The following is a 25,735-nucleotide window of genomic DNA, read 5'->3' as shown; positions in this document are numbered from 1 at the left end:
TTGCTCCCCCTGCCCTTGGCCGCCGCGCTCGCTCAGCCGATGCCGATCCGGTATTGGGAAGGCGTGCAGCCCGTCGCTTTTTTGAACTGCTGGACGAAATAGTCGGTGTCGCTATAGCCGACCTGCAGCGCGATTTCGAACACTTTTTTCGTCGTTGAGTGAAGCAGCCGCTGCGCCTCTTCGATCCGGGTTTGATGGACGAAGTCGTTGAAATAGACGCCCGTCTTCTTTTTAAACAACTGGCCCAAATAAATGGGGTGCATATACAGTTTGCCGGCGATCTCCTTGATCGTAATGTGGCTGCTGTACTTGTCGCGGACGTACAAGATGACTTCGTCTACCGCCCCGCTGGCGGAGGCCGGTGAAACGGGAGCAGGAGACAGAAGCGCTTCCCGGTCAAGCCGCTGTCTGGCCCGCGTCAGCGCCTCGACAAGCTGATCTTCGTCGAGCGGCTTCAGCAAATAATCGATCGCCCCGTAGCGAAGGGCCACCTTGACATAATCGAATTCGCTGAACCCCGAGATGAAAATGAACTGGCAGTCGATGCGGCCGGATACCTCCATCATCAGCTCCAGCCCGTCCAAAACCGGCATGCGCACATCGGTAATGACCAAATCTGGCTTCTCCTGCTCGATAAAAGCAAGCGCCTCGCGCCCGTTCTCTACATCGCCGCACAAGTCAAAGCCATGCTCCTGCCAGGGAACGATGCGTTTCAAGCCTTCTCTCATCTTGCGTTCGTCTTCTACAAGAAGCGTTCTATACATGCAAATTCCTCCTTACGGGTGCGGATTCCTCATGACCGGCCGGGCGGCGGACCGGAAACCGCAGCTTCACCGTAGTTCCCTTGCCCGGCTCCGACGCAAACGTCAAGCTGAAGTCTTCGTCGTAATAAAGCTTAAGCCGGTCATACACATTTTTTAATCCTACGTGGTCGCCTGAATCCGCATCGCCTCTGATCGATCCGAGGAGCTCCTCCACCCTCTCCGCATCCATGCCGGCGCCGTTGTCGGACACTTCGAAGCAGACGCAGCCGTCCTGGCAGCGGGCGGCGACCCGGATCAGCCCGGCCTTTTCCAGATTTTCAATGCCGTGAATGCATGCGTTCTCGACGATAGGCAGTATGCTCATCTTCGGCACGCATACGAACAGCGCCCCATCGTCGATATCCAGCTCGTAGGACAGCCGGTGCTCGAAACGGAATTTCTGAATTTCCAGAAAGTCCAGAATGAATTCCATCTCCTCGCGGATCGGGATCGAATCGTTGCCCCATGTCAGCGACCGGCGGAAGCTGCGGGCCAGCCGCTTGATGACGGCCGCTGTCTCCGGCTCGTTTTTGACGATGCTGTTCATGCGGATCGTTTCCAGCGTATTGAACAGAAAGTGCGGGTTGATCTGGCTCTGCAGCGCGTTCAGTTGCGCCTGCCTGCGGTCCAGCTCCGCCACGTACACGTCCCGGATCAGTTCGCTGATCTGCACGGTCATGCGGTTGAATTCTTCGGTCAACTGACCGATTTCATCGTTGGCCTGTTCCACGCGGACCGGATTGAAGTTCTGATTTTTCACGAGCTTCATCTGCTTCCACAGCAGCACGATGCGTGAGTTCAGCGAACGGGAGAGGAACATAATGATCAAGCTGGGCACGAGCAGGTTGGCGCATGTCAAGTACACGAAGGACAAGCGCGATTGCTGCAGTGCTCCCACCAATTGCCCCTGCGGATAAATCCCGATCATCTGCCAGCCTTTCAAATAGTTCACGTTGTCGAAAGAGCTCGCGATGACCAGGCTTTCCTTATCCTTCATCTGCCGCTCCAACGGGACATCGCTCTCGCTCGAAGCGTAAACGACAGTCCCCTCTCCGTTCACCAAAAATATTTTGCCCTGAAAGGAGCTGTCCTGCAGCGTATCTTTGACGAATTGCGGGAGGATATCGATTTTCAGCAGCTTGGTGTACGACTCGCTTCCGCGGAAAAAATCCAGCTTCCGAATGACGCTGAGATACGGCTGCCCCGGTTTGATCGCATCCTGCGGGGAAACAGCGCTTTCATACTTGTTCGTGTAAATTTGTAACTCTCCAATGACCGGACTCGCCTGCAAGCGCCTCAACCATTCCTCGTTCTCCGTCCGCTTGTCGATAAACCTGAGCACGCCGGAACTGATCAGCGTCTCGTTATTCGTGTACAAATATGCGTTGTAAAACTGTTTATTGATCGGAACATACCGGTTCAACGAGTTGTTCATAATTGAGTTGTAAGCGGTGAGCATCTCGTTCGTGTTTGCATAACGCTTATCGAGCGCGTCGCTAAGCACACTGTCCGTGTACAACACCGAGGTGATCCCGATAATACCGTCCATGACTTTGCGGAAGCTGTCCCTGTTTTTTTCCAGCGCACGCTGCAAATCGGACACTTTTTGCGCTTTCACATTTTCGGCCGTAATCCCGTAAAAAGCCGCATTCGTAAAAATGACGGGGACAAACACGGCGACAAAATACAAAATCAAAAGCTTGTTCCGCAAGCGGATGTTATTCCATCTAAGCATCAACGACCGTCTGATCACGCAACCCCACGCCTTCTGAATCCGCTTTCAAATATTCAATAATAATTCATGTATGAATTATTGCATTATGCTAATTTTAGCATAACGAAGTGCTGAATAACACCATTTTCTGCTGTTAACTATTCGGCAGGCTCGACAGGATAAAAACGCCGTGCGCTGACCGCCGTCATGCGATGCTTCTGCGTGCGCTGGGATCTGTGCATTCGCAGACTTTTGCCCCCCAAGTCAAAGGCAATAGCCGGAATCTGGTTGGCTGCACAAAGAAAACCTGCAAAAATACAGGAATTTCTGTCCTTGAACGCTGGCCACGAACAATTCCTGCAAAAGTGCAGGCTTTTCACCGAGTACACGCGCTCAGATTCATTTTTATCGAAAATTCCTGTACTTTCGCAGGTTTTTCGCCAAAACGGACCATTTTCGCAGGAAATTCCTGCACTTTTGCAGGCTTTGCAGGCGGCCAAGCTATTTCGCAGGCGGCTTTACCGCCTTCGGACGGATAACTAACTGCCGAGTTTCCCGGGCAGCCCGGATAGTCCGGCCAGCTTTATGCCATTTTTGCACTACTGTTCCTTCTGCTCAATGAAAACGAAACGGCGGCAATCACAAGTCCCAGCGCTATCATAAAACCGGCGGCCCAGGGATGGTATAAAACCGTGGAAGCGGAATCGGCCAGCAGTCCTCCCGCCCCCGCTCCGCTCGCCAGACCGAGATGAATGACCGACGTATGCAGGCTGAGCACGAAATTGGACGACTGCGGAGCCTGTTGAATAAAATAGGTTTGAATCGCTGGCCCGGTCACAAACATGGCGGTCATCATAACGGTTATCAAAAAGAGTCCGACGGCCTGCGACGCCGCAAACACAGGCAGCAAAGCGAGGGCTGCGACATGAACGGCTAGACCGCAAGAGATTACCCGAACGGCCCCCCACTTATCGACTCCATACCCGCCAAGCCGCGAGCCGATCGCGCCGACAATGCCCAAAGTCAGCATCAACAGGCCAATGCCGGACATTTTCATGTGGAAGACAGTTTGCAAAAACGGAGTTAAATACGTAAACATGACCGAGCCCCCCGTTTCCCTGAAAAAGACGAAAAGCAGCCCGCTGACGATAACGGAATTTCCCAGTATGGCAAATTGCTGCTTGAACGATACCGGAGCATCCCCTTCAATCTCGGGAAGCAGGCGGACGATTCCGATCAGAACGAGCAAGCTGGCAGCACCCAGGATAACGAAAATGACCTGCCAATTCATCCAGTTGGCAATAGCGATGCCCAGCGGTACGCCCAACACCATGGCGCTGCTGAAGCCAAGAACAACCGTGCCGATTGCGCCGCCGATTTTTTCGGGAGGAACCAATTTGGCAACCGAGCCGAACGTCACAACGAGGTACATGCCCGAGCTCAAGCCAAGAATGATTCGGGAAATCATCAGGATCAAATAGTGCGAGCTTGCGAAAGAAACCAGGCACCCGGCGATAAAAATAATCAGGGCGCTTGCCAGCACTCTTTTGCGCCCCATCCGTGCTGTGAGAGTAACGAGGACCGGGGTACCTATTGCAAACGCCAGCGAATATGCGGTTACGAATTGCCCGGCTTGGGCGATGGAAATGCGCATATCGGCGGCAATGACACCCAGAATTCCGGCCACGACCAACTCTGAAGTCGCTGTCAAAAACACGCCTAACGTAAGAAGATAAATGTACATCCGATTCATGGTTATCAGTCCTCTCCGCCAATACTTTTGGTATGGCTCCGCTTTTATTGACATTATAATAATGCCGCTATCATAATGTAAGAAGGCAAAGTATTTGGATATAGTCCTGATATTTTGACTAACTAACTTTTTGTAAGGGGATGATCGCTTGAACGAGTTGATGGAGGAACCTGCGGAAAGCACCCCAATCTGCGACGTACTGCGAATACTTGGCGCCAAATGGGCATTCATGATCATCGATGAGCTATGCAAAGGCCCGGCACGCTTTAAACAGCTGCAGCGAAAAGTAGCCGTCATCAAAACCCAGTCTCTTACGGATGCACTGCGCCACCTGGAACATAACGGTATCGTCCGGCGGGAAGTGTTCCCAACCGTACCTGTAACCGTAGAATACTCTCTCACGGAAAAAGGAAGGGACTTCCAATCGGCATTAAAAGAAATGGAAAAGTGGGCATTAAAATGGGGAAATGCAGGAAAAACAGAAAATGCCGGCCGCCCTTAAAAATAAGAACAGCAGGCAGATAGCCCGAGAAAGTGACGGCGTTCCAACATGGTTTGAGGAGCTGGAGAGGGTGCGCAGACGTGCTCCCCAACCCCGCGCCTGTCCCGGCAAGTAGTTTGTGCTGTATAGTGGGGGAGGGGGGCTAGAGGTTGCTTGGCAAAGGAAAAGCCTGCGAAAGTGCAGGCTTTTTCTGAAAAAAAGGTTCATTTTGGCGAAAAGCCTGCGAAAGTGCAGGAATTTTCGATGAAAATGAATCTGAGGCCCTGCACTCGGCAAAAAGCCTGCACAATTGCAGGAATTGTCTCGCGACCGCTGTATCACCGACAAAAAGATGTATTTTTGCAGGTTTTCTTCGCACCGCACCGCCCGGCCAGGCGGACTATTCGCACCGCGCGCAGCTCCCAGCGCGCGGTGTTGCACTGCATGACGGCGGTCGGTCGACCACAGGCTCTGGCCTGTGGGTCTGTCAACAACCAGCCGGCCGCTCTTAAGCGGCTTCTTCCATCTAGGAGTCTGTCCGACGGAGTTATTTTTGTGCATTAACCTTCTACGTGGGTCATCGGACAGACTCCAGGGAGTCTGTCCGACGGAGTTACTTTTGTGCATTAACCTTCTACGTGGGTCATCGGACAGACTCCAGGGAGTCTGTCCGACGGAGTTACTTTTGTGCATTAACCTTCTACGTGGGTCATCGGACAGACTCCTAGCCGCGCTCCATCGTCCGCATCCATGCGTCCGCGATCAGCGCGTGCCCGGCCAAAGTCGGATGGACGCCGTCCTCCGCCCAATATGCGGGCGCTGTCTTGGCGCAGGCTGCGGCGAACAGGCCGTCCAGCGGAACGTAGCTGGTGCGGAACTCCCTAGCCAATTCGCGGACCGCTTGAATTTTGGGATCGAGGTCCTCCCTCCACTGTTTGCGGTCCTCCGGATGCGGCAGTACGAACGGCTCCAGAAGGACGATTTCGGCGTCCGTATGCTCTTTGGCGCGGGCCAGCAGCCTCCGGTAGCCCTCGTAATAAGCTTCGGCAGCAGTCGGCTCCTGCCTGTCGTATCGTCTCCACGTATCGTTGATGCCGATCAATACGGATATCCACGTAGGATTGAGGCGCAGGCAATCCGCTTCCCACCGCTTCTCCAGATCGACGACGCGATCCCCTCCGATTCCCCGGTTTAGAATCGATATTTGCTTGTCCGGGTATTTCCTGCGAAACTCGGCGGCTACCAAATACGCATAGCCGTGACCCAAGCTCGCCCCGTCGCTGCGGTCCCTGCCGCAGTCCGTAATACTGTCCCCCTGAAAGAGGACGGTACCGTTATTTTCCATTTGCAGCATATGCCAACCTCTCCTTTTCTACTCTTTTACCCCGCCAAGCGTGAGCCCCTTGACAAAATATTTTTGCAAAAACGGATACACGACGAGAATCGGTACCGTCGCAAGCATCGTAATGGCGGCGCGGACCGAAGTCGGCGTCACCATGTTGGCGGAGGCGTTTTTGCTGTTGGCGAACGCGGACGTCGCCGACCCGCCGATGCTCAGATTCGCGGACTGCAGCTTTTTCATCAGCTCGTACTGCAGCGTGGACAGGTTGATTTTGGACGAATTGTACAAAAACGTATCGAACCAGCTGTTCCACTGCCCGACCGCGACGAACAGGGCGACGGTAGCGATAGCCGGCATACTGAGCGGAAGGATGATGCGGATGAACACCGTGAAGTCGTTCGCTCCGTCCATTTTGGCCGACTCGACCAGGCTTTCCGGCAGCCCTTCGATAAACGAGCGGATGACGATCAGGTTGAAGGCTCCGACGAGCCCCGGCACGATGTACACCCAGAACGAATTGGTCAACTGCAAATTTTTCATCAGCATGTAGACCGGAATCAGACCGCCGCTGAAATACATCGTGAACACAAAAATCATGGAAATCGCCCGGCGCAGCACAAAATCTTTGCGGCTGATCGTATACGCGAGCATCGCCGTACAAAAGACGCTCGTAACCGTTCCGATTATGGTGCGCAGCACGGAGATGAGAAAAGCGTGGTAAATCGTATTATCTTTAAAAATCGACTCGTAATTGTAAAGCGTAAATTTGCGCGGCCACAAGAACGTGCTGCCGAGCGTCGTATCCGTCGCTTGATTGAGCGACACCGCAGCCGTATTGACGAACGGATACAAAGTGACTACCAGAATGCAGAGCAGAAGCAGCGCATTCACCATATCGAAAAGGATGTCTCCGAATCCTCTTTTTTTCAGGCTTGCCATCGCTGGATTCATAGTCGCACCTCTCCACCAAAATTAATAAAGCCTCTCCTGGCCCAACCGCTTTGCGGCCTGGTTCGCGGCCATCAGCAGAACGATGCTGATCACGGTTTTGAAAATCCCCGCCGCTGTAGCGAACGAATAACGGGATAAATTAATGCCGTATTTCAGGACGAAAATATCGATCGTTTCCGCGTAATCCGTCACCATGCTGTTTTGCATCAAGTACTGCTGCTCGAACCCGGCATCCAGAATGTGCCCGATGCTCATAATCAGCAAAATGACGATAATCGGCCGGATCCCGGGCAGCGTAATGCTCCACATTTTGCGGAAACGGCCGGCCCCGTCCATGCTCGCAGCCTCGTACAGCGCCGGATCGATCATGGACATCGCAGCCAAATAAATGATGGCGCTCCAGCCCACTTCCTTCCATACGTTGGAAGCTCCGATGATCCACCAGAACGCGTGCGGCTGGGACAGCAGCAGAATCGGCTCCCGAATGATATGCAGCTTCAGCAGAAGCCCATTGACGATGCCGTCCAGAGAAAGCATGGTAATGATCAGGTTCGCCGCAACGACCCACGAAATAAAATGCGGAAGATAGCTGACCGTCTGCACGATCCTCTTGAAAAAAGCTTGCCGCACCTCGTTCAGCATAAGAGCCAGCGCGATCGAGCTGACGAACCCGAATACGAGATTAATGACGCTCATCGCCAGCGTATTGCGGATAATGCGGAAGAAGGCCTCATCCTGAAACAATTCCCGGAAATGATCCAGCCCCGTCCACTCGTTGTGCAAAATAGAGCTGCCCAGCTTGTAATTCTGGAACGCCATCAGCCATCCCCAGATCGGCACATAGTTGAACAGGATGACGTAGGCGACAAAAGGCACGGACATCAGCAGCAGCAATTTTTGCTGCTTTATTCTTTTCCAGACCGTTCCGGCCTTGCCGGCTTTGTCCGCCTTTGGCTTGCCTGCAGTGCGTTCGGTAACTACATCCATGTGTTCCCTTCCCCTCCTGACAAAATGCGAATCGGCGCAGGGATGCCCCGAGCGGCCTGGCCCTGCGCCGAACTTTTCAATCCCTTATTTCCACTTTTCCTGGCGATCCTTCACCTTTTGCGTCAATTCGTCCATCCAACCCTTGACATCCAGCTTGTTCACCGTGCCTACGTAGTCGCTCCAGCTTTTGTCAAAATCGGCCTTGGACTTGGCGACGACCATTTGCGGCGGAAATTTTTTGTTAATGTCGTTTAATTTCTGATCAAACACCTTGGCCTTGTCGGAAAGCTCGATGCTCCAAATCGGGAAATATTTCCGCTTCAAATTCGGCGGATTGAACAGGTCCGCATACGTCTGAACGCCGTAGGATTTGAGAATCGCCTTATCCGTATCCGTATAATCCGCAGCGATCTCCTCCGGCTGAAAGCCCGGATCGTAGTTGTTGCCGTCCGGCAGCGTGCCCGACGAGCCCGGCCAGAAATACAGCACCTCTCCGCTCCAGTTCTTGAAGTTTTCTTTGACCTTGAAGAAATCGCGCTGCTCCTGGGTCCGGTAAAAGCGGCCTTTGTCGTTGACTTTGTAGTCCTCGTCTTTTACGCCCCAGTTTTTGAGCGTTTGCATCTCGTCGCTGGCCATGAAGTCGGCAAACTCGATGGCGCGGACAGGGTCTTTGCAGTTGATCGAAATCCCGAAGCCGAAGCCGTAGTTCATCGTCGGCGTATCGAGGTAGTCGCCTTTGATGCTGTCGTCGAACGTCAGCTGGAGCGGAGCGTACATGCGGTCCAGCTTGCCCTGCTGCTTCAGAGCGGCCGTCGCATCCTGGAACTGCCACGACTGGTCGAACATCCCGAGCACGCGCCCGCTCGACAGTTTGGCCAAATATTGGTCGTAGTTCATCACGAACGCTTCTTTATCGACCAAGCCCTCGTTGTACATATCGTTAAGTTTTGAATAATATTTCTTCGTGATGTTCTCGTCCGTCTGGTAGAACGTCAGCCCGTTCGTATCCGGGTTCACCATCGCCCGTGAATCGTTCGGCCCTCCGGCCAGGAACTGCATCGCGGTCGTGAGCGTGAAATTGCGGAAATCGTAGGTCAAAATTTCAAACGGAATCGTGTCCGCTCCGTCGATTTTCGGATATTTCTTGGCATAATTGCGCAGCAGGTCTACATACTGGTCGAACGTGGTGATTTTCGGATAGCCCGCATCCTTGAGCACTTCCTTCTGCACCCAGAACGCCGCGTTCACCCATTTGTTCGGCTTGCCGGTCGGGGCCGCGTAAGGCAGCGCATAAATGTGGCCGTCCGCCGCTTTGATGCGTTCCCAGTAAGGGCCGTAAATCTTTTTGATGTTCGGGGCGTGCTTCTCGATCAGATCCTCCAGCGGGATCAGCGCTTTCGCATCGATCAGCTTGAACATTTTATCGCCGGCGTAGATCAAATCCGGATAATCGCCCCCGGCGATCATCACCCCGAGCTTCTGCTCGATCTCGCCGACAAGACGCTCGTATTTGATCGTTACGCCCGTTTTCTCCGTAATCATATCGCCCAGCTTCGTATGCTCCGGCACGTTATCCCCTGGAGCGTTAAGAAAATAAGTAAACGTTACCGGGTCTTTTTTGCCGGCTGCCGACTGCGCGGTCTGCTTGCCGTCCGTTGAATTGGGCTGCTTCGCCGCCGGTTCCGGTTGGCTCCCGCACGCGCTGAGCATAGTGAGCGACAAGGAAGCCGCTATGATCGTTGTAAGCGCTTTTCTCTTTTTCAAATCAATACCTCCCTTTTGTTATGGCTACTTAAGTATAAAGGGGGGCGGGCGAACCAAAAACCCGACAATGCTAAGAACAATACCGGAAAGATCTAATGAATTTCCTCTTGACTTTTCCGCATGCCTTCATTTATAGTTTTGAATCAAGCAACATATAAGGCCAAGACCAAAGACACGATTTCCTTCACGGACCGCCCAGAGAGAGAAGCATTCGCTGCGAGCTTCTTCGGAGACCGGATCGGAATTACCCCTTTGCAGCTGTGGCGCCGAACCCGCTTCTCCGTGCTGCGGCAGTAGGCGACACCGATTGATCCCCGTTACCGGATTCCAAATGAGGACCTTGCACCCCGCATGTTGTGGCGACCCGCCCGGCGATGCCGCGGCTGCAGGTCGAATTAGGGTGGAACCACGAGCTGAACGCACTCGTCCCTTCCGGGATAGAGGCGTTTTTTTGCGTTCGATTTGATATGAGATAAACCTCTATCGAGGTCTTTCGAAGATGAGCGACCGCGTTCAGAGGTAGGTTTATTCGCCAATAAGAATGTTGTTCTACGTGCTTTAGCGCTATAAAGAACTTAAACATTCTTATGTGGTAAAAAATGAGGGAAATGGAGGCGTTTTTCATGGAAATCAAGGCAGTATTGGCAGACGGAACAATTCGGAGGTATGCAGCGGGAACCACCGTCCGGCAAGTGGCGGCATCGATCGGCTCTGGCTTGATGAAAAACGCCATAGCCGGCAAGGTAGACGGAAAGCTCGTCGACTTGAGCGAACCCATTCTCAGCGACAGCCAGGTTGAGATCGTGACTCTCGATAGCCCGGACGGGCGGTACATTCACCGGCACAGCACAGCCCATTTGCTGGCTCAAGCCCTAAAGCGGCTTTACGGCCAAGCGTCGGTGAAGCTTGGTATCGGCCCCGTCATCGAAGACGGCTTTTACTACGATGTCGATCTTCCCGAGCCGATTTCGGTTGACGACTTGGCCGCTATCGAAAAGCAAATGCAAGCCATCGTCCAGGAAGACTTGCCCATCGTCCGCCGCGTGGTCAGCCGCTCCGAGGCGCAAGCCGTGTTCGAGGCGCTTGACGATCCTCTGAAGCTGGAGCTGATTCGCGACCTGCCGGAGGAATCGGTGATCAGCCTGTACGAGCAAGGCGAGTTCGTCGATTTGTGCCGCGGCCCGCACCTGCCGTCGACGGGCCGAATCAAAGCTTTCAAGCTGCTGAGCGTAGCCGGCGCTTACTGGCGCGGAGATTCCGGCAACAAGATGCTGCAGCGCATTTACGGCACGGCTTTTTTGAAAAAGTCGGAACTGGACAATCACCTGCACATGCTGGAGGAAGCCCGCAAACGCGATCACCGGAAGCTGGGCAAAGAGCTTGACCTGTTCATGTTCTCCGAGGAAGCGCCGGGAATGCCGTTCTATTTGCCCAAAGGCATGGTCGTCCGCACGGAGCTGGAAAACTTTTCGCGCGAACTGCTCAGGCAGCACGGCTACGATGAAGTCCGCACGCCGCTCATGATGAACAACCGGATGTGGGAGCAATCCGGTCACTGGGACCACTACAAAGAGAACATGTATTTCACCGACGTCGATGAGTCGCGGTTCGCACTGAAGCCGATGAACTGCCCCGGACATATGCTCATTTTCAAAAACGGCCTGCGCTCCTACCGGGAGCTGCCGATCCGCATGGCCGAATTCGGTCAAGTGCACAGGCATGAATTTTCCGGGGCGCTGAACGGCATGATGCGGGTCCGCACTTTTTGCCAGGATGACGCCCATCTGTTTGTCCGCCCCGACCAGATCGAAGACGAAATCGGCGCGGTCATCGCGCTCATCCATCAGGCGTATCAAGTGTTCGGCTTCGATTACACAATCGAGCTTTCGACAAAACCCGAAGACTCCATGGGCTCCGAGGAACTGTGGGCGCAGGCGGAGCAGTCCCTGCAAAATGTGCTGGACCGCCGCGGCATCGCCTATCGCATCAATGAAGGCGACGGGGCCTTCTACGGGCCGAAAATCGATTTTCACATTCTCGACGCGCTCAAGCGGAGCTGGCAGTGCGGCACGATTCAGCTGGATTTCCAAATGCCGGAGAAATTCGATCTCACATACGTCGGCGACAACAACCAAAAGCACCGCCCGGTCGTAATTCACCGCGCCGTGTACGGCTCCATCGACCGGTTCATGGGCATTATTACGGAGCATTTTGCCGGGGCGTTTCCGCTGTGGCTGGCTCCGGTTCAGGCCAAGCTGGTGCCCGTATCCGAGAATGATTGGGACTATGCCAACCATGTCAAGGAACAGTTCCAGGCTGCGGGTATTCGGATCGAGGTCGACGGCCGCAGCGAGAAGCTCGGCTACAAAATCCGCCAGGCGCAGCTGGAAAAAGTGCCTTATATGCTCGTCGTCGGCGAGAACGAGAAGCAATCCGGCCAAGTTTCCGTAAGAAAACGGAACGAAGGCGACCTTGGCAGCCGCAGCATCGATGAAATCGTAGGGCTAATGATCGAAGAGATTCGCATGCGGAAATAATTCGGGATACTCCGAGGGCCGCTCGTGAACGTCGGGCAAAAGGGCAGACGCCCTTTTGCCCGGGGCGAGGAGCGTAGGGGGGCGACCGCCGCCATGCTGCGCGCCCCCGCGGGTTCGCGCGCGGTGGTTGGGGGCCGCTGGGGCTGGCTGGGACCGTTAAGGCTGACTGGGCCAGTTGGGCAGCGGCTGGGGACGTTTGGCCGCGGAACGGCTGGGGATGCTGGGAGCCGGCTGGACAGCATTAGTACCTCTGGGCCACTGTGAATACTGGGCTTGCCGGAGCCGCTTCGCCTGCTGTACCCGTCGTGCCCGCTAGTGTAGCTTTGCACACCGGTCAGCGCTGGAACCCCTGGGCCAACTATACATGCTGGGCCCGCCGGAGCCGCTTGACCTGTTGGGCATCATACCAGTTGGGACGGCTGGGCCTATGCTGGGGCCAGGTAGCCCTGCCAATGCGCAGAGTGCAAAAAGCCTGCAAAAATACATCTTTTTGCGCCGTAATGCGCATGCTTCGAAAAATGCCTGCAAAAGTGCAGGTTTTCCGGCCGAATGGGGCCTCAAACCCATCATCGGCGGGAAATTCCTGCACTTTTGCAGGCTTTACCCTGAAACGGGCCGGTTCCGTCCAAAAAGCCTGCACTTTTGCAGGTTTTACAAGCTGCCGAGCCATCCCGAACCACTCCGAACCACTCCGAGCCGCCCCAGACCGCCTTTCGAATGGTCGTGCTGTCAAAGGCCTTTAAGGTCCTTCGAAGCCTAGTCCCCCAAACGACAAAAAGGGGTTGTCCCAAAAAGGAGCTGCCCCAGAAAAGGGTTGTTCCAAAAATCAATTGATGATTTTCTATGTCCTACTTTGCTTTGACCTAAAGAAAGGACCTCACTCTCCACCCGGTAGTGGAATTTGAGGTCCTTTTGCTCGATTTTTGCGCTGTTCCCGTACTATTCGAACGCTTTTGGGACAGTCTCTTTACCGCATTTGAGTTTATTTTAAGACGCCATGCACTACTGGCTGCCAGCTGTCTTATTTCAAATTCTCGGGGTTCAATTGCAGCAGCTCCGGCAGCACGAAAACGCCGTCCTTGCGGATCAACACGTCGTCGAACCAGATTTCGCCGCCGCCGTATTCGGGGCGTTGGATGCACACGATATCCCAATGCAGCGAGGACTTGTTGCCGTTGTAAGCATCGTCATAGCAGTTCCCCGGCGTGAAGTGGAAGCTGCCGTCGATTTTCTCGTCGAACAGCGTATCCTTCATAGGGTGCTGGATGTACGGGTTGACGCCGATGGCGAATTCGCCGACATACCGCGCGCCCTCGTCGATGTCCAGAACTTCGTTGATGCGGACGGTATCGTTCGACGTCGCCTTCACGATTTTGCCGTTCTCGAACTCAAAGCGGATGTTCTCGAACGTAAAGCCGTCATGCGGGGTCGGCGTATTGTACGAGATCACGCCGTTCACCGACTCGCGCACGGGCGCCGAATACACTTCGCCGTCCGGGATGTTCAGCCCGCCGTCGCATTTGACCGCGCCGATCCCTTTGATCGAGAACGTAAGATCCGTACCCGGGCCGACGAGACGAACCTTGTCCGTGCGGTCCATCAAATTTTTGAGCGCGTCCATCGCCTTGGACATTTTGCCGTAGTCCATCGTGCACACGTCGAAGTAGAAGTTCTCAAACGCCTCCGTACTCATCCCGGCAAGCTGTGCCATCGAAGGAGTCGGATAGCGCAGTACGACCCATCTCGTATCCTTCACCCGGATATCGAAATGCACCCGCTGATAATAAATCGAGTTGTACAGCTTCATCCGGTCAGCCGGAATGCCAGCGGACATTTCGTACATGTTCGCGCCGCCGCGCACCCCGATGTAGCCCTGCATCTGCTTCATTTGAAAAGCGTCCGCTTCCGCCCATTGCGCCATCTGCGCTTCCGTGCTGTCCATAATCAGCTGCCGCATCACGGTATGGTCCCGCAGGTTGACATAAGGATGCGCGCCCGCTTCGTGAACCTTTTTCACCAGTTCTTTTACAAATATGGCGTCTATCCCGTAAGCCTCAATCAAAACGTTTTCGCCGGGCTGCGCTTTAACCGAATAATTCACCAACACATCCGCAAGCCTTGTTAGTCTGGGATCCAGCATCTCTATTTCTCCTTTTCCTCTTGGGGCTCAATTTCAAAAGACGGCTCGTTGATCTGGAAACCGACCGTCGTCAAATAAAACCACTCGCCGTTCTCTTCCTGATGCTGATCAAGCTCATAGATCATAGAACGGAATTTGCTCAGCCACGCGGCGAACTTTTCCTTGCTCATCTTCACCTCAAGCTGAGTCGCCATTCGCGGCCATTGCTTGCGGTCGGGCGAAGGAATCTGGAACGCCTCCTCCGGCGCCTGGATCGCTCTCAGCCTTGCGCGGCCAAGGACGCCAAGCGTCGCTTCGCGGTAGTAGTTCTCCACTTCGGAGACGTACGGAAGCAGCTCTTCACTAGGTACAAAGCCCCGGGCGACGGCGCGGTAAAACTTTTGCACGATGCCGTTTTTGAGCTCTGTCCGGACGACGGAAATAAAACCGTGCTTCTCCAGTTCGTTCAAATGATAATGCACCTTCGCGCGCGCCATCCCGAGCAGCTTGGCAAGCTGCTGCCCCGTGTAGGCTTTCTCGATCAAAAACAGCAGCACTTTCGCGCGCAGCGGATCGCTCACTGTTTTTAATTGTTCAAGATCTTCAATAATATAAATCGGCAGCATGTGTGATTCGACCCCTCTCTATCTTCTGAAAATCATTTATTAGACAACGGTCAAATCTTTTTAACCGTATCATAATGCGCAGCAAAAGCATTGTCAATCGACGAAAAGGCCTATAAATCAAAAATAGTTTGGAAGCGCTTCACCAAATTCATGGAGCCAAGTTTCTTTCTTTATGGTAGCAAAAAGGGACGTTTCTGTCATCCATGACACGAACGTCCCTTCTCCTTATGCCAATTATCCGGCCCTTCATACCGGCTGAAACAACGTGCCCGCGATCTGCGGCTAACCGTATATCCGGCTCCCGGCTTCGCGGAATTGCTGCGCTTTTTCCTCCATGCCGCTGCTCAGCGCCGTCTCCTCTTCGAGGCCCCTGGCATGGGCGTACGAGCGAATATCCTGGGTAATTTTCATGCTGCAAAATTTCGGGCCGCACATAGAGCAAAAATGCGCGGTCTTCGCGCCCTCGGCGGGGAGCGTCTCGTCGTGGTACTCGGCCGCGCGTTCGGGATCGAGCGACAGGCCGAACTGGTCACGCCAGCGAAATTCAAAGCGCGCCTTCGACAGCGCGTTGTCGCGATCCTGCGCACCCGGATGGCCTTTGGCCAGATCTGCGGCGTGCGCGGCGATTTTGTACGCGATGACGCCTTCGCGCACATCGTTCTTGTTCGGCAAGCCGAGGTGCTCTTTCGGCGTCACATAGCACAGCATCGCGGTGCCGAACCAGCCGATCATCGCCGCCCCGATGGCGGAGGTGATGTGGTCGTAGCCCGGCGCGATGTCCGTCGTCAGCGGCCCCAGCGTGTAGAACGGCGCTTCCTTGCACACTTCAAGCTGGCGGTCCATGTTCTCTTTGATCTGGTGCATCGGCACGTGCCCCGGTCCTTCGATCATCACCTGGACGTCATGCCTCCAGGCGATCTCCGTCAGCTCGCCCAGCGTTTCGAGCTCGGCAAACTGCGCCTGGTCGTTCGCGTCGGCGATCGAGCCGGGACGCAGGCCGTCGCCCAGCGAGAATGCGACGTCGTAAGCTTTCATAATTTCGCAAATGTCCTCGAAATGCGTATACAGGAAGTTTTCCTTGTGGTGGGCCAGACACCAGGCGGCCATAATCGATCCGCCGCGCGAGACGATCCCGGTCACGCGCTTTGCCGTCATCGGAATGTAGCGCAGCAGCACCCCTGCGTGGATCGTAAAATAGCTGACGCCCTGCTCCGCCTGCTCGATCAGCGTGTCGCGGTACACTTCCCACGTCAGGTCTTCGGCCTTGCCGTTGACTTTTTCCAGCGCCTGGTACAGCGGCACCGTGCCTACGGGAACCGGCGAGTTGCGGATGATCCATTCGCGGGTCGTATGAATATTTTTGCCGGTGGACAAATCCATGATCGTGTCGGCGCCCCACCTTGTCGCCCAAGTCATTTTCTCCACTTCTTCTTCAATGGAGGACGCGACCGCAGAGTTTCCGATGTTAGCATTAATTTTCACTAAAAAATTGCGCCCGATAATCATCGGCTCGCTCTCCGGATGATTGATATTGGAAGGAATGATCGCCCGGCCCCTGGCCACTTCGTCGCGGACGAATTCCGGCTTGACGTTTTCGCGGATAGCGATGTACTCCATCTCCGGCGTTATGATGCCTTTGCGGGCGTAGTGCATCTGGGTCACATTGCAGCCGGATTTGGCCCGCAGCGGCCTGCGGTGCAGGCCCGGAAACACTTCCGCCGCTCCCTTCGCATTCTCCGCGGAAAGGCCGTTGTCTTCAGGCTTGACCTCACGGCCGATGTAAGCTTCCACGTCTCTGCGCTCTTCGATCCAGGACAGACGACCCGCCGGCAGCCCCCGGCGAATGTCGATCTGCTGCTCGGCATCGGTATACGGACCGCTCGTATCGTAGACGCGGACCGGCTCGTTCGCCTCTGCTTCCCCGAACATGTTCGTGGAAGCTCCGAGCGCGATTTCCCTCATCGGCACCCGGATATCGGGTCTTGAGCCCTGCACGTATACTTTACTGCTGCCCGGAAAAGCAGATATTTGAATAGTTTTGGTTCCGTTTGCCGTCATGGCCGATCCCTCCAGTTTTTGATTGCCGCAAGCAGCTCTGCGGCCGCTTCCTTGGGCGAGTGCGCCTGGGTGATCGCGCTCACGACCGCGACGCCGTCCGCGCCTCCGCGGAAGACGGCCGCGGCGCCTGCGGCATCGATCCCGCCGATGCCGACAAGCGGCAGCCGGATGCCGCCCTCGCGCATCCGCACCAGCTCTGCGGGCCCCATGACCGCACGCGCATCGAGCTTCGTGCGCGTGGCGTACATGGGCCCGACGCCCAAATAGTCGGCGCCTGCGGCCAGCGCCGACTGCGCCTCGGCAAGATTGTGGGCTGAGATGCCCACAATCTTGCCCGGAAACCGCCGCCGCACCTCGGCGGCGGGGGCGTCTTCCTGGCCGACGTGGATGCCGTCGGCCTCCAGCTCTTCCGCCATCCGTTCATCGTCGTTGACGATGAACGGGATGGCGCGGCGCGCGCACAGCTCGCGCAGCTGTGCGCCCAGCGCGAGCATGGCCGCGCCCTCCAGGGCGCCGGGGCCTTTCTCGCGGTATTGGAACATCGTCACGCCGCCGTCAATGGCGGCTTCCAGCACTTCAAGCGGGTCAGCCCCCGCACAGTTCGCGCTGCCCATAACCAAATAAAGCCGCAGCGCATCGCGCAGCCGGTCTTCGCTTAATTTCATACGCCACCCCGTTTCCGGCGTCCGTAAGCCCAATGGTTCGTCGGGCCGTGCCCGCCTCCGATATGAAGCGGCTCGGCGATCGCCGCCTGAATGAACTGCTTCGCCAGCCGGACCGCTTCCGGCACTTCAAAGCCCTGCGCCAACCCGGCCGCAACGGCTGAAGCGAACGTACAGCCCGTCCCGTGCGTGTGCCGGGTTGCGATGCGCGGCGCCGTGAACTCGGTGAACGCCTCGCCGTCATACAACAGATCCGTCGCGTAATCCGCATCCTCCGCGTCGTGGCCGCCTTTGATCATCACGTTCCTGCAGCCGTACTGATGAATGCGCTTTGCGGCTTCTCTGCGCGAAGCCGTATCGGTGATGCTCACCCCGCTCAGCGCCTCCGCTTCGGGGATGTTGGGCGTTACGACCGCCGCCAGCGGCAGCAGGCTGTCGATCATGGTATCGATCGCTTCCTGCTGCAGCAGGGAAGCTCCTCCCTTGGCGATCATGACCGGGTCCACGACGACCCGGCTCCAGCCGTACCGCCGTATCGCGGCTGCGGCCGTACGAATAATGTCGCTGCTGAACAGCATCCCCGTCTTGACCGCATCCGGCGGCAAATCATCGCCGATTGACGACAGCTGCCGTTCCACGGCTTCTACGGGCAGCGGGTATACGCCCTGCACACCGAGCGTGTTTTGCGCGGTTATAGCCGTAATCGCCGACATCCCGAATACGCCCAGCTCCTGAAACGTCTTGAGGTCGGCCTGAATGCCCGCCCCGCCTCCGCTGTCGGAACCTGCAATGGTAAGCGCCTTATAAATGGTGGACATAGTTAATTCCCTCCTTTATATTTCACACTCGGCTGAACCCTTCGATCGGACTGCTCGCCGAAGCGTAACGTTTTTTGGGAATGCGCCCCGCTTCAAAACCGGCGCGTCCCGCTTCTATCGCAAGCTTCATCGCCAGCGCCATCTTTACCGGGTCTTTGGCGCCGGATACCGCCGTATTCAGCAGCACTCCGTCAGCTCCCATCTCCATCGCCAATGCCGCATCCGAAGGCGCGCCGATTCCCGCATCGACGATGACCGGCACTTTCGCTTGTTCAATAATGAAGCTCAGGTTGAGCGGATTGACGATGCCCAGCCCTGTGCCGATCGGCGAGGCTCCCGGCATAATCGCATGCACGCCTAACTCCTGCAGCCGTTTGGCCAGCAGCACGTCGTCCGAAGTGTACGGCAGCACGATAAAGCCTTCTTCCAGCAGCATTTCCGACGCTTTCAGCGTTTCGACCGGATCAGGCAGCAGCGTCCGCTCGTCTCCGATCACTTCGACCTTGATCATGTCGCAAAGGCCGGAAGCTTTCGCCAGCCTGGCGATGCGAACCGCTTCTTCCGCGGTTTTGGCGCCGGCCGTATTCGGCAGCAGCGTGAACTGCTCTACATCGAGCATCGACAAAAAGTTCGGCTGACTCGCCTCAAAAATGTTCATCCTTCTCACCGCAAACGTTAAAATCTGCGATCCGCTAACGTCGACGGCCTGTTTTTGAATATGAAAATCGGGAAATTTCCCCGTTCCGAGCAGCAATCGCGATGTGAATTCATAAGATCCTATTTTTAACATTGTCATTATCCCCCTCCGACAAAATGAACGATTTCGATTTTGCTGCCTTCGGCGATTTCGGCTCCGTCGTGATCCTGCTTTTGAAGGATCGCATGATTCAGCTCCACGACGAGCATTTTACCGGTTAATTCAAAATGCTCCAGCAGCCCGCTCACCGTCGTTACCGTATCCGGCACCTCCACGGCCTGGCCGTTAATGTGCAGCTTCAATAGCGCTCAGCTCCTTTCTATTTTCCCGATGCGCGGCCCGCGGACAAAAAGCATCCCGCCACTCGCGGCACCCGGCCACGTCCCCGGATTCCTCGTCCAAAACGATATCCGCCATGATCCTGCCGGTTAACGGACTTAACAAAATGCCGTTCCGGTAATGTCCCGCTGCGATAAAAAGCCCCTCATATTCCGGCACCTTGCCGATATAAGGCAGGCCATCCCCTGTCTGCGGCCGCAGCCCCGCCCACGCCTTCTCCCATTCGGCTTCGCCAATGCCGGGCATCAAGCGCTGCGCCCGCTCCAGCAGCAGGCTCAGTCCGTGGAGCGATACTTTGCGGTCGTAGCTGCCTGGGAGTACGGTCGCCCCGACGACCAAGCGGCCGCCCGCTTTGGGCACGATGTAGCAGCCGTGCGAGAACAGCGTTTTGACCAGCTGCGGCTTGTGCGTCAGGACGGAAAAGCATTCGCCTTTTACCGGATGCATTGGCAGCCGGACGCCAACGCCGGAGAGCAGCTGTCCGCTCCAAGTTCCCGCAGCGACGACGACCAGATCGGCGTGCAGCGGCCCGTCGCTCGTCATGACGCCGGCCGCCCGGCCCTTGTGGACGAGCAGCCCGAGCGTCTGGACGTACTCCCGCAGCCTCGCGCCGAGCGCCGCAGCCGCTTGCGCCAACGCTTGCGCGAGATGCGGCGCGTCCACCTGCCCGTCGTCCGGCAAATATAGCGCCCCGAGCGTGTCCGGGCTCAGTTCCGGCTCCAGCCGGACGGCATCGGCGGCGCTGAGCCACTCGGCCCGTTCGCCGGCGGCCTTTTGCAGCTGCGCCCGCGCCCGCAGCCCGCTGCGCTGCTCCTCCGTCAGTGCGACGTGCAGTAGCCCCTCGCGGATCAGGCCGATATCGATGCCCGTTATCGATTTCAGTTCTTCCGCCAGCTGCGGGAACATGCCGCGGCTCTGCCTGGACCATTGAAACAGCGGGCCGGTATCCTCCATCTCGGACTGCGCTCCGAGCATCCCCGCTGCGGCGGAGGAAGCTTCCGCACCCAGCCTGCCTCTCTCCAGCAGCGTCACCCGCTGCCCCCGTTTCGCCAGCTCGTAAGCAATCGAACAGCCGATCACGCCGCCGCCGACAATAATCACATCAGACTTGCCAGTGATGTTCATTTATCTCTCCTCCTCGCGCTTCAGTTCGCTTGCGTATGCCTGCACAGCCCGCAGCGGATCGGCCGCTTCCAAAATGCCGCTCATCACAGCCACCCCGGCCGATCCGGCGGCCAGCGCCGGCTTCACCCGCTGCGGTGTTATGCCGCCGATCGCGATGACCGGGACCGCCGTGCGCACCGCAACTTCGCGCAGCTGCTCCAGCCCTCTCGGGGCGGCTCCCGGCTTGGAATTCGTCGCGAAAATGTGCCCGTACATGACGTAGTCCGCCCCTTCCCGCTCTCTTTGCAGCGCTTCTTCGACGCTGTGCACCGAAAAACCGGCCCGGCCGACGTTCGCGGGGCTCGTCGCCCGAACCGACGGAAGCGGCGGCGAATCGCCCGGCAGATGAATGCCGCCAAGCAGGGCTTCCGCCGCCAGGGAAGGATGTCCGTTCATGTACATCCGCGAGCAAGGCACCCCAGCCGCCATGATTTGGCGAATCCCCTGTAAAATTTCTTCAGCCGTCTTGTCTTTCTCCCTGATGTGAATGGCCGTCACGTACGGCCAAATCCGCGATGCGATGGAAGCCAGCTCGGCCCAATTCTGTTTTCCCGTCGATATGACATGAAGCTCATTACCCGGCATCCGCTGATAGGCTCCTTTCCGATACAAACAAAAAAACCACTTTTCCGAAGAAAAGTGGTTATCGCTGGCGCCGCACTCCAAAAAAACATCAAATGCCGCATCTATTCGAAAGTCCGCTTTCCTCCGCTGGTATGACCCAGTTCAGGTTCAAAGGGTTCAGATCGCTCTGTCTCAGCCTTACGGCGCCCCTAGGGATTTGCTTTCAATGATTCAATTGTTCAGTCGCTATCCATCATAACACGAAGAGCGCAGATTGAAAATAGATCATTCAGATCCGGTCGATTTTATGGAAAATCTCGGCCCATTGCGAGACTTGCTTTTAGCCCTGCAAAATTTCCTTGACAATTGCTTTAAGAGGAGTCAGCGTTCCGATCAGGTTCTTCAGGTCATCCGACGTTTTGGATGTTTCGCCTTCGGCAACCGCCTGGAAAATCCCCGCGAACAAGGCGGCTACAGGCTCCGGAAGCCCGCCTTGCAGCAGAATCGCCTTTTGCTCGTCGTATGAAACCGATTGATAGACAACCTGTTTGCCGGATACCTCTGAAATCACCTGCGCAAACTCGTCAAAGCTCCACGTTTCACTTGCAGTCAGGTTATAGGACTTGTTCTCATGACCTTCCTGCGAAAGGACCACGGCACCGGCCAAGGCAAGATCGTTCCGAGTCGCCGTATTGACTCTTCCGTCGCCCGCATTCGTGACCAATGCTCCGAACTGTACCGCCGCGCCTACCGATTGAGGGGTAACGAACACGTCCGTATAGAGTGAATTGCGCAGGAACGTGTACGGGATATTTGCCGCGAGAATGAGTTTTTCCGTTGACACATGCGTCGGAGCAAGAGCCAAGTTGGATTGTTCGCCAAAGGCGAAGCCGTAGTATAAAATATGACCAACCTTGGCTGTTTTAGCCGCTTCGACTACATTCGTGTGCTGAGCCATGCGCAGCGTTTCATCGTGAGCGTCAGGGCTCGGAATGAAAAGCAGCTTGGAGGCGCCGGCAAAGGCTTGTTCGAGCGAAGCCCGGTCGTTATAGTCTCCTTGACGCAATTCAACGCCGAGTTCGGCAAGCGCAGAAGCTTTCTCCACATTGCGGACGACCGCAACGATTTGATTCGCCGGCACTTTTTTATCCAAAAGATGATGAACAACAAGACCCCCCAATTGACCTGTAGCACCCGTAATTACAATAGACATGAACTCATCGTTCCTTTCGCTTCAAATTTAGAAAATAGTCAGCCGTTCGTTAAAACTTTCCGTTCGTATTTTTCCACTGATCCTTCGGCGGAATCGCCTCGATGATGTCCCAATGCTCGGCGATTTTACCGTTATCCAACCGGAAAAGGTCATAGACCGCAGTATCCGATCCGCTAAAGCTTGCTTCGCTTACAACCAAAACAAAATTGCCCTCTCCGATAAGCTTCCGCACTTTAAAAGAACCGGAAGCGCCCCCCTGCTTGGCCATTTCCTGGAACGCCTTCATCACTGTCGACACCCCGTCCCCAAACATCGGGTTATGCTGGATGTAATTGTCGCCGTTGTAGTAGGTCGGGAATGCCGCCGGATTTTTGCCCATGAACACATCCTCGTAAAACCGGCTGATCAAAGCTTTGTTCGCCTCGGTCTTGTCGAGATCGGCGACCTCGGCGTTTCCGTCAACCAACGTATGGCCGCTTGGATTAGGTGCGCCAATATCTTGCAGGTTGTCCCAGTGCTCGACGATCCTGCCGTTTTCGAATCTGAAGATGTCGAACACCGCTTTCCGCGAACCGAAAAGGTTAACCTCGGAATGAACGGCCACATAATCGCCGTCTTCGATCACCCTTTTGATATCATACGTCACACCGGCGCCTTTCATTTGCTTGATGGCCTCGATCACAGTCTCTCTGCCGCTCGGAAAAGCGAGGTTATGCTGAATGTATTTGTCCGGGCTGATCCATTTCTCCATGGCCGCCGGATCTCCGGTTTCGAAGCTTTTCAGCACCGCGGCCGCTTTGTCCTTATTGCTCGTTGCGATGATGACGGATCGGGCCGAAGCGTCCCATTTCACCTGTTTGCCCAGGATTTGTTTGACGAAATCGGCAGGAACGTACGTTTTGCCGCTTTCGGACAAAATCGGCGCCGCCGGCAGTTGGACCGTTTTGTCATCTACAGCCGCTTCCTTACTGCCCACGCGGATATGAATTTTCGTCTTGTCTTTGCTTAGCGTGACGCTTCGATCATCCGCATTCCAGACAATATGCTCGTTATCGTCCCGGACTCCCAGTTTCGTCGCGACAGCCCGCAACGGCAGCAAAACTTGATCGTTTTGCAAAAGCGGAGCATCCGCAAATGTATCCTTTTGCCCGTCGATCACGATGCTGATATCCCCGGTGGCATTAGCCGCAAAAGCTGGCATGGAAGAAGATACAAGAAATAATCCGGCTAACAGGCTGGAAGCAATATGCTTTTTCATTATTTTGGATCCGCCTCGATTCGTTATGTAATCAAATCAGTTACATGTTAATGCAAAAAAATAGGCATTATTTATTTTGCGCCACTCACTCCTTTGTCCGGGATCTCCCCCGTGCTAAAAAACGAATGTATACTCGTTAAATATTTGCTACAATAGTAGAATAATTGATACTTAATATAATCACAAGTACTGTTATTTTTAATAGATACTATCAAAAACCGTAGTATTGGAGGAATATGAAATTGGCGAAGTACGGCGAAAATTTTCTGAAATGCCCGATGTTTACTGCGCAAAGCCTGATCGGCGGAAAATGGAAGGTAATTATTCTGTGGCTGCTGCACGATGGTCCGAAACGGTTCAGCGAGATTCATAAAGCGATACCAGACGTTACCCAATCCATGCTCACCAACACGCTTAGAGATCTCGAAAGCGACGGGCTGCTCCATCGTGAGATTTACCGTCAGGTTCCGCCGAAAGTCGAATATTCGCTCACTCCCATCGGCCAAAAACTGATTCCGGTCATTCAGATGCTGGGGGATTGGGGGGTTGAATATGTGGAGGAGAATGCGGAAAAGCATGCCGGCTCAGACTCCCAGCTTTTGTAACGAATCGACCTATTGAGAAAGGAAGTCCTGTTTCATGCTAGTGCAGTTGAATAAACAACTGGAGAAAATTTTACCTCTGATTACCCCTGCGAGCTTGCTGATCGGCGTGCTTTTGGGCGGTCATTTGTCAGGGTATGCATATTTATCACCGTGGATTTTTGCGTTTATGACGTTTTCCGGCAGCATCAGCTCCAGCTTCAAGGAATTTGTAAAAGTCGTTGTTCACCCGCTTCCTCTGGTGACAACGCTGCTCGTGCTTCACATCATTATGCCCTTGGCCGTTTTCGGACTCGGTCATGCCGTCTACTCCGAGGATACGCTGACGATTACCGGCCTGCTGCTGGCGGCTGCGATACCTACCGGCATCACCAGCTTCGTCTGGGTCGCCATCTACCGCGGCAATACCGTTCTAACCTTGTCGATCATTCTCGTCGACACCATCCTTTCGCCGTTCGTTGTGCCTTATACGCTTTCCGCCCTGATCGGGGCCAAAGTGGAGATGGATATCGGGGCGATGATGCGCGGGCTGTTCTTCATGATTGTGCTGCCCTCCGTAATAGGCATGCTGCTGAATCAATGGACGCGGGGAAAAATAAAAGAACAACTCGGACCGAAATTAGGTCCCTTTTCCAAAATCGGCATGGGCATCGTCGTCGCCATTAACGGAGCTGTAGTCGCGCCTTACCTGCGGAATTTCAACGTAAAATTGGTCGGCATGGCGTTATTCGTTCTCGCACTGGCGACCCTCGGGTATGTGCTCGGCTGGCTGATCGCCAGTTGGATGCGCTGGAAGCGCGACACCGTCGTTGCGCTGACTTTTAACAGCGGCATGAGAAACATCAGCGCCGGCGCAGTGCTGGCCGTCACTTATTTTCCCGCTCCCGTCGCGATCCCGGTCGTGCTGGGCATGCTCTTCCAGCAGCTGCTTGCCTCGCTGTTCGGCTACTTGCTGGGCAAGCGCTACGGCCCTTCGGAAGCCCCCTCCATTGCCGGGGCGAAGAAGGCTTGACGGTACTGTTAGGTTGGCGATTTTTCGGGTAGGGGTTCGGGGCCGCTCGTCTCCATATGGTAAATCCACAATAAGAAGAGCTTTGCTACTGTAAATAGTGGTGAAGCTCTTCTTATTTTAAATTCTACTTAAATTATTCATCCCACTAGTACAGCATCAGATTTAAAATAGTCAATATGTGGAAATTATGATATAGTCGAAGAAAAAAGAGGAATCGACTATGAAAAAACGAGAGTATGCCGTCCAATTAACTCCTGATGAACAAAAGAAG

General features: G+C 55.2%; 23 protein-coding genes and 1 riboswitch. Of the genes, 5 read left to right on the top strand and 18 right to left on the bottom strand.

Annotated elements, in window-relative coordinates:
* Window positions 1-32: 32 nt before the first annotated feature.
* The 3 genes from AC3G2T_RS00115 to AC3G2T_RS00105 all read right to left on the bottom strand — a co-directional run bounded on the left by AC3G2T_RS00115 (window position 33) and on the right by AC3G2T_RS00105 (window position 4,270).
* Window positions 33-764: a response regulator transcription factor gene (locus AC3G2T_RS00115; protein ID WP_488434092.1), complete on the bottom strand. Its 732-nt coding sequence runs from the start codon at window positions 762-764 to the stop codon at window positions 33-35.
* Window positions 757-2,556 (bottom strand): sensor histidine kinase, encoded by a 1,800-nt coding sequence (locus tag AC3G2T_RS00110; RefSeq protein WP_488434091.1) that lies wholly within the window; start codon window positions 2,554-2,556, stop codon window positions 757-759. The genes AC3G2T_RS00115 and AC3G2T_RS00110 overlap by 8 nt, the downstream gene beginning before the upstream one ends.
* A gap of 544 nt (window positions 2,557-3,100) precedes the next feature.
* Entirely contained in the window at window positions 3,101-4,270 is a 1,170-nt protein-coding gene (locus tag AC3G2T_RS00105) for an MFS transporter (protein WP_488434090.1), read from the bottom strand.
* Window positions 4,271-4,430: 160 nt separating this feature from the next.
* Here AC3G2T_RS00105 and AC3G2T_RS00100 point away from each other — a divergent pair, with 160 nt between their 5' ends.
* Both AC3G2T_RS00100 and AC3G2T_RS00095 read left to right on the top strand, forming a co-directional pair.
* On the top strand, window positions 4,431-4,772 hold the full coding sequence (locus AC3G2T_RS00100; protein ID WP_488434418.1) for a winged helix-turn-helix transcriptional regulator: 342 nt from the start codon (window positions 4,431-4,433) through the stop codon (window positions 4,770-4,772).
* A gap of 153 nt (window positions 4,773-4,925) precedes the next feature.
* Complete coding sequence (locus AC3G2T_RS00095; protein WP_488434089.1) at window positions 4,926-5,315, top strand: hypothetical protein; 390 nt, start codon at window positions 4,926-4,928, stop codon at window positions 5,313-5,315.
* A gap of 160 nt (window positions 5,316-5,475) precedes the next feature.
* On the opposite strand, the gene AC3G2T_RS00090 is transcribed toward AC3G2T_RS00095, so the two are convergent.
* The 4 genes from AC3G2T_RS00090 to AC3G2T_RS00075 form a co-directional block, all read right to left on the bottom strand.
* A complete protein-coding gene (locus tag AC3G2T_RS00090) occupies window positions 5,476-6,105 on the bottom strand; it encodes an SGNH/GDSL hydrolase family protein (RefSeq protein ID WP_488434088.1) in 630 nt (209 codons plus the stop codon).
* A gap of 18 nt (window positions 6,106-6,123) precedes the next feature.
* Window positions 6,124-7,044 carry a carbohydrate ABC transporter permease gene (locus AC3G2T_RS00085; RefSeq protein ID WP_488434087.1) on the bottom strand — a complete coding sequence of 307 codons (921 nt, stop codon included), beginning with the start codon at window positions 7,042-7,044 and terminating at the stop codon, window positions 6,124-6,126.
* Between the two features lie 21 nt (window positions 7,045-7,065).
* The gene (locus tag AC3G2T_RS00080; protein ID WP_474682004.1) at window positions 7,066-8,031 is read right to left on the bottom strand and encodes an ABC transporter permease; all 966 of its coding nucleotides are present in this window, start codon (window positions 8,029-8,031) and stop codon (window positions 7,066-7,068) included.
* Between the two features lie 84 nt (window positions 8,032-8,115).
* Window positions 8,116-9,795 (bottom strand): type 2 periplasmic-binding domain-containing protein, encoded by a 1,680-nt coding sequence (locus AC3G2T_RS00075; protein WP_488434086.1) that lies wholly within the window; start codon window positions 9,793-9,795, stop codon window positions 8,116-8,118.
* 623 nt (window positions 9,796-10,418) lie between these two features.
* On the opposite strand from AC3G2T_RS00075, the gene thrS reads away from it, so the two are divergent.
* Complete coding sequence (gene thrS / locus AC3G2T_RS00070; protein ID WP_488434085.1) at window positions 10,419-12,332, top strand: threonine--tRNA ligase; 1,914 nt, start codon at window positions 10,419-10,421, stop codon at window positions 12,330-12,332.
* Between the two features lie 1,021 nt (window positions 12,333-13,353).
* Here thrS and AC3G2T_RS00065 read toward each other — a convergent pair.
* The 11 genes from AC3G2T_RS00065 to AC3G2T_RS00015 all read right to left on the bottom strand — a co-directional run bounded on the left by AC3G2T_RS00065 (window position 13,354) and on the right by AC3G2T_RS00015 (window position 23,850).
* A complete protein-coding gene (locus AC3G2T_RS00065) occupies window positions 13,354-14,472 on the bottom strand; it encodes an aminopeptidase (protein WP_488434084.1) in 1,119 nt (372 codons plus the stop codon).
* Between the two features lie 2 nt (window positions 14,473-14,474).
* A complete protein-coding gene (locus AC3G2T_RS00060; RefSeq protein ID WP_488434083.1) occupies window positions 14,475-15,077 on the bottom strand; it encodes an ArsR/SmtB family transcription factor in 603 nt (200 codons plus the stop codon).
* 282 nt (window positions 15,078-15,359) lie between these two features.
* Window positions 15,360-17,135 carry a phosphomethylpyrimidine synthase ThiC gene (gene thiC / locus AC3G2T_RS00055; protein ID WP_488434082.1) on the bottom strand — a complete coding sequence of 592 codons (1,776 nt, stop codon included), beginning with the start codon at window positions 17,133-17,135 and terminating at the stop codon, window positions 15,360-15,362.
* Window positions 17,132-17,800, bottom strand: a complete 669-nt coding sequence (gene thiE, locus AC3G2T_RS00050) for a thiamine phosphate synthase (protein WP_488434081.1) — start codon at window positions 17,798-17,800, stop codon at window positions 17,132-17,134. Before thiE ends, thiC begins: the two co-directional genes overlap by 4 nt.
* On the bottom strand, window positions 17,797-18,615 hold the full coding sequence (thiD, locus tag AC3G2T_RS00045) for a bifunctional hydroxymethylpyrimidine kinase/phosphomethylpyrimidine kinase (protein WP_488434080.1): 819 nt from the start codon (window positions 18,613-18,615) through the stop codon (window positions 17,797-17,799). The genes thiE and thiD overlap by 4 nt, the downstream gene beginning before the upstream one ends.
* Window positions 18,616-18,637: 22 nt before the next feature.
* Window positions 18,638-19,405 (bottom strand): thiazole synthase, encoded by a 768-nt coding sequence (locus AC3G2T_RS00040; RefSeq protein ID WP_474686231.1) that lies wholly within the window; start codon window positions 19,403-19,405, stop codon window positions 18,638-18,640.
* A 5-nt stretch (window positions 19,406-19,410) separates the two neighbouring features.
* The gene (thiS, locus tag AC3G2T_RS00035; RefSeq protein ID WP_474686229.1) at window positions 19,411-19,614 is read right to left on the bottom strand and encodes a sulfur carrier protein ThiS; all 204 of its coding nucleotides are present in this window, start codon (window positions 19,612-19,614) and stop codon (window positions 19,411-19,413) included.
* Window positions 19,598-20,776 (bottom strand): glycine oxidase ThiO, encoded by a 1,179-nt coding sequence (gene thiO / locus AC3G2T_RS00030; protein ID WP_488434079.1) that lies wholly within the window; start codon window positions 20,774-20,776, stop codon window positions 19,598-19,600. Before thiO ends, thiS begins: the two co-directional genes overlap by 17 nt.
* Window positions 20,777-21,400, bottom strand: a complete 624-nt coding sequence (locus AC3G2T_RS00025) for a thiamine phosphate synthase (RefSeq protein WP_488434078.1) — start codon at window positions 21,398-21,400, stop codon at window positions 20,777-20,779. It lies immediately after the preceding gene.
* Between the two features lie 101 nt (window positions 21,401-21,501).
* Window positions 21,502-21,600: riboswitch (TPP riboswitch) on the bottom strand.
* Window positions 21,601-21,719: 119 nt separating this feature from the next.
* Window positions 21,720-22,592: an SDR family oxidoreductase gene (locus AC3G2T_RS00020; RefSeq protein WP_488434077.1), complete on the bottom strand. Its 873-nt coding sequence runs from the start codon at window positions 22,590-22,592 to the stop codon at window positions 21,720-21,722.
* 49 nt (window positions 22,593-22,641) lie between these two features.
* Complete coding sequence (locus AC3G2T_RS00015; protein ID WP_488434076.1) at window positions 22,642-23,850, bottom strand: stalk domain-containing protein; 1,209 nt, start codon at window positions 23,848-23,850, stop codon at window positions 22,642-22,644.
* Window positions 23,851-24,086: 236 nt separating this feature from the next.
* Here AC3G2T_RS00015 and AC3G2T_RS00010 point away from each other — a divergent pair, with 236 nt between their 5' ends.
* Together AC3G2T_RS00010 and AC3G2T_RS00005 are read left to right on the top strand one after the other, a co-directional pair.
* Window positions 24,087-24,455: a winged helix-turn-helix transcriptional regulator gene (locus tag AC3G2T_RS00010; RefSeq protein ID WP_488434075.1), complete on the top strand. Its 369-nt coding sequence runs from the start codon at window positions 24,087-24,089 to the stop codon at window positions 24,453-24,455.
* Between the two features lie 34 nt (window positions 24,456-24,489).
* Window positions 24,490-25,464: a bile acid:sodium symporter family protein gene (locus AC3G2T_RS00005; RefSeq protein ID WP_488434074.1), complete on the top strand. Its 975-nt coding sequence runs from the start codon at window positions 24,490-24,492 to the stop codon at window positions 25,462-25,464.
* Window positions 25,465-25,735: the final 271 nt, after the last annotated feature.

The sequence above is a fragment of the Paenibacillus sp. sgz302191 genome (assembly GCF_057749925.1).
Note: the sequence above shows the minus strand (reverse complement) of the source record. Positions and strands in the feature narration are given on the sequence as shown.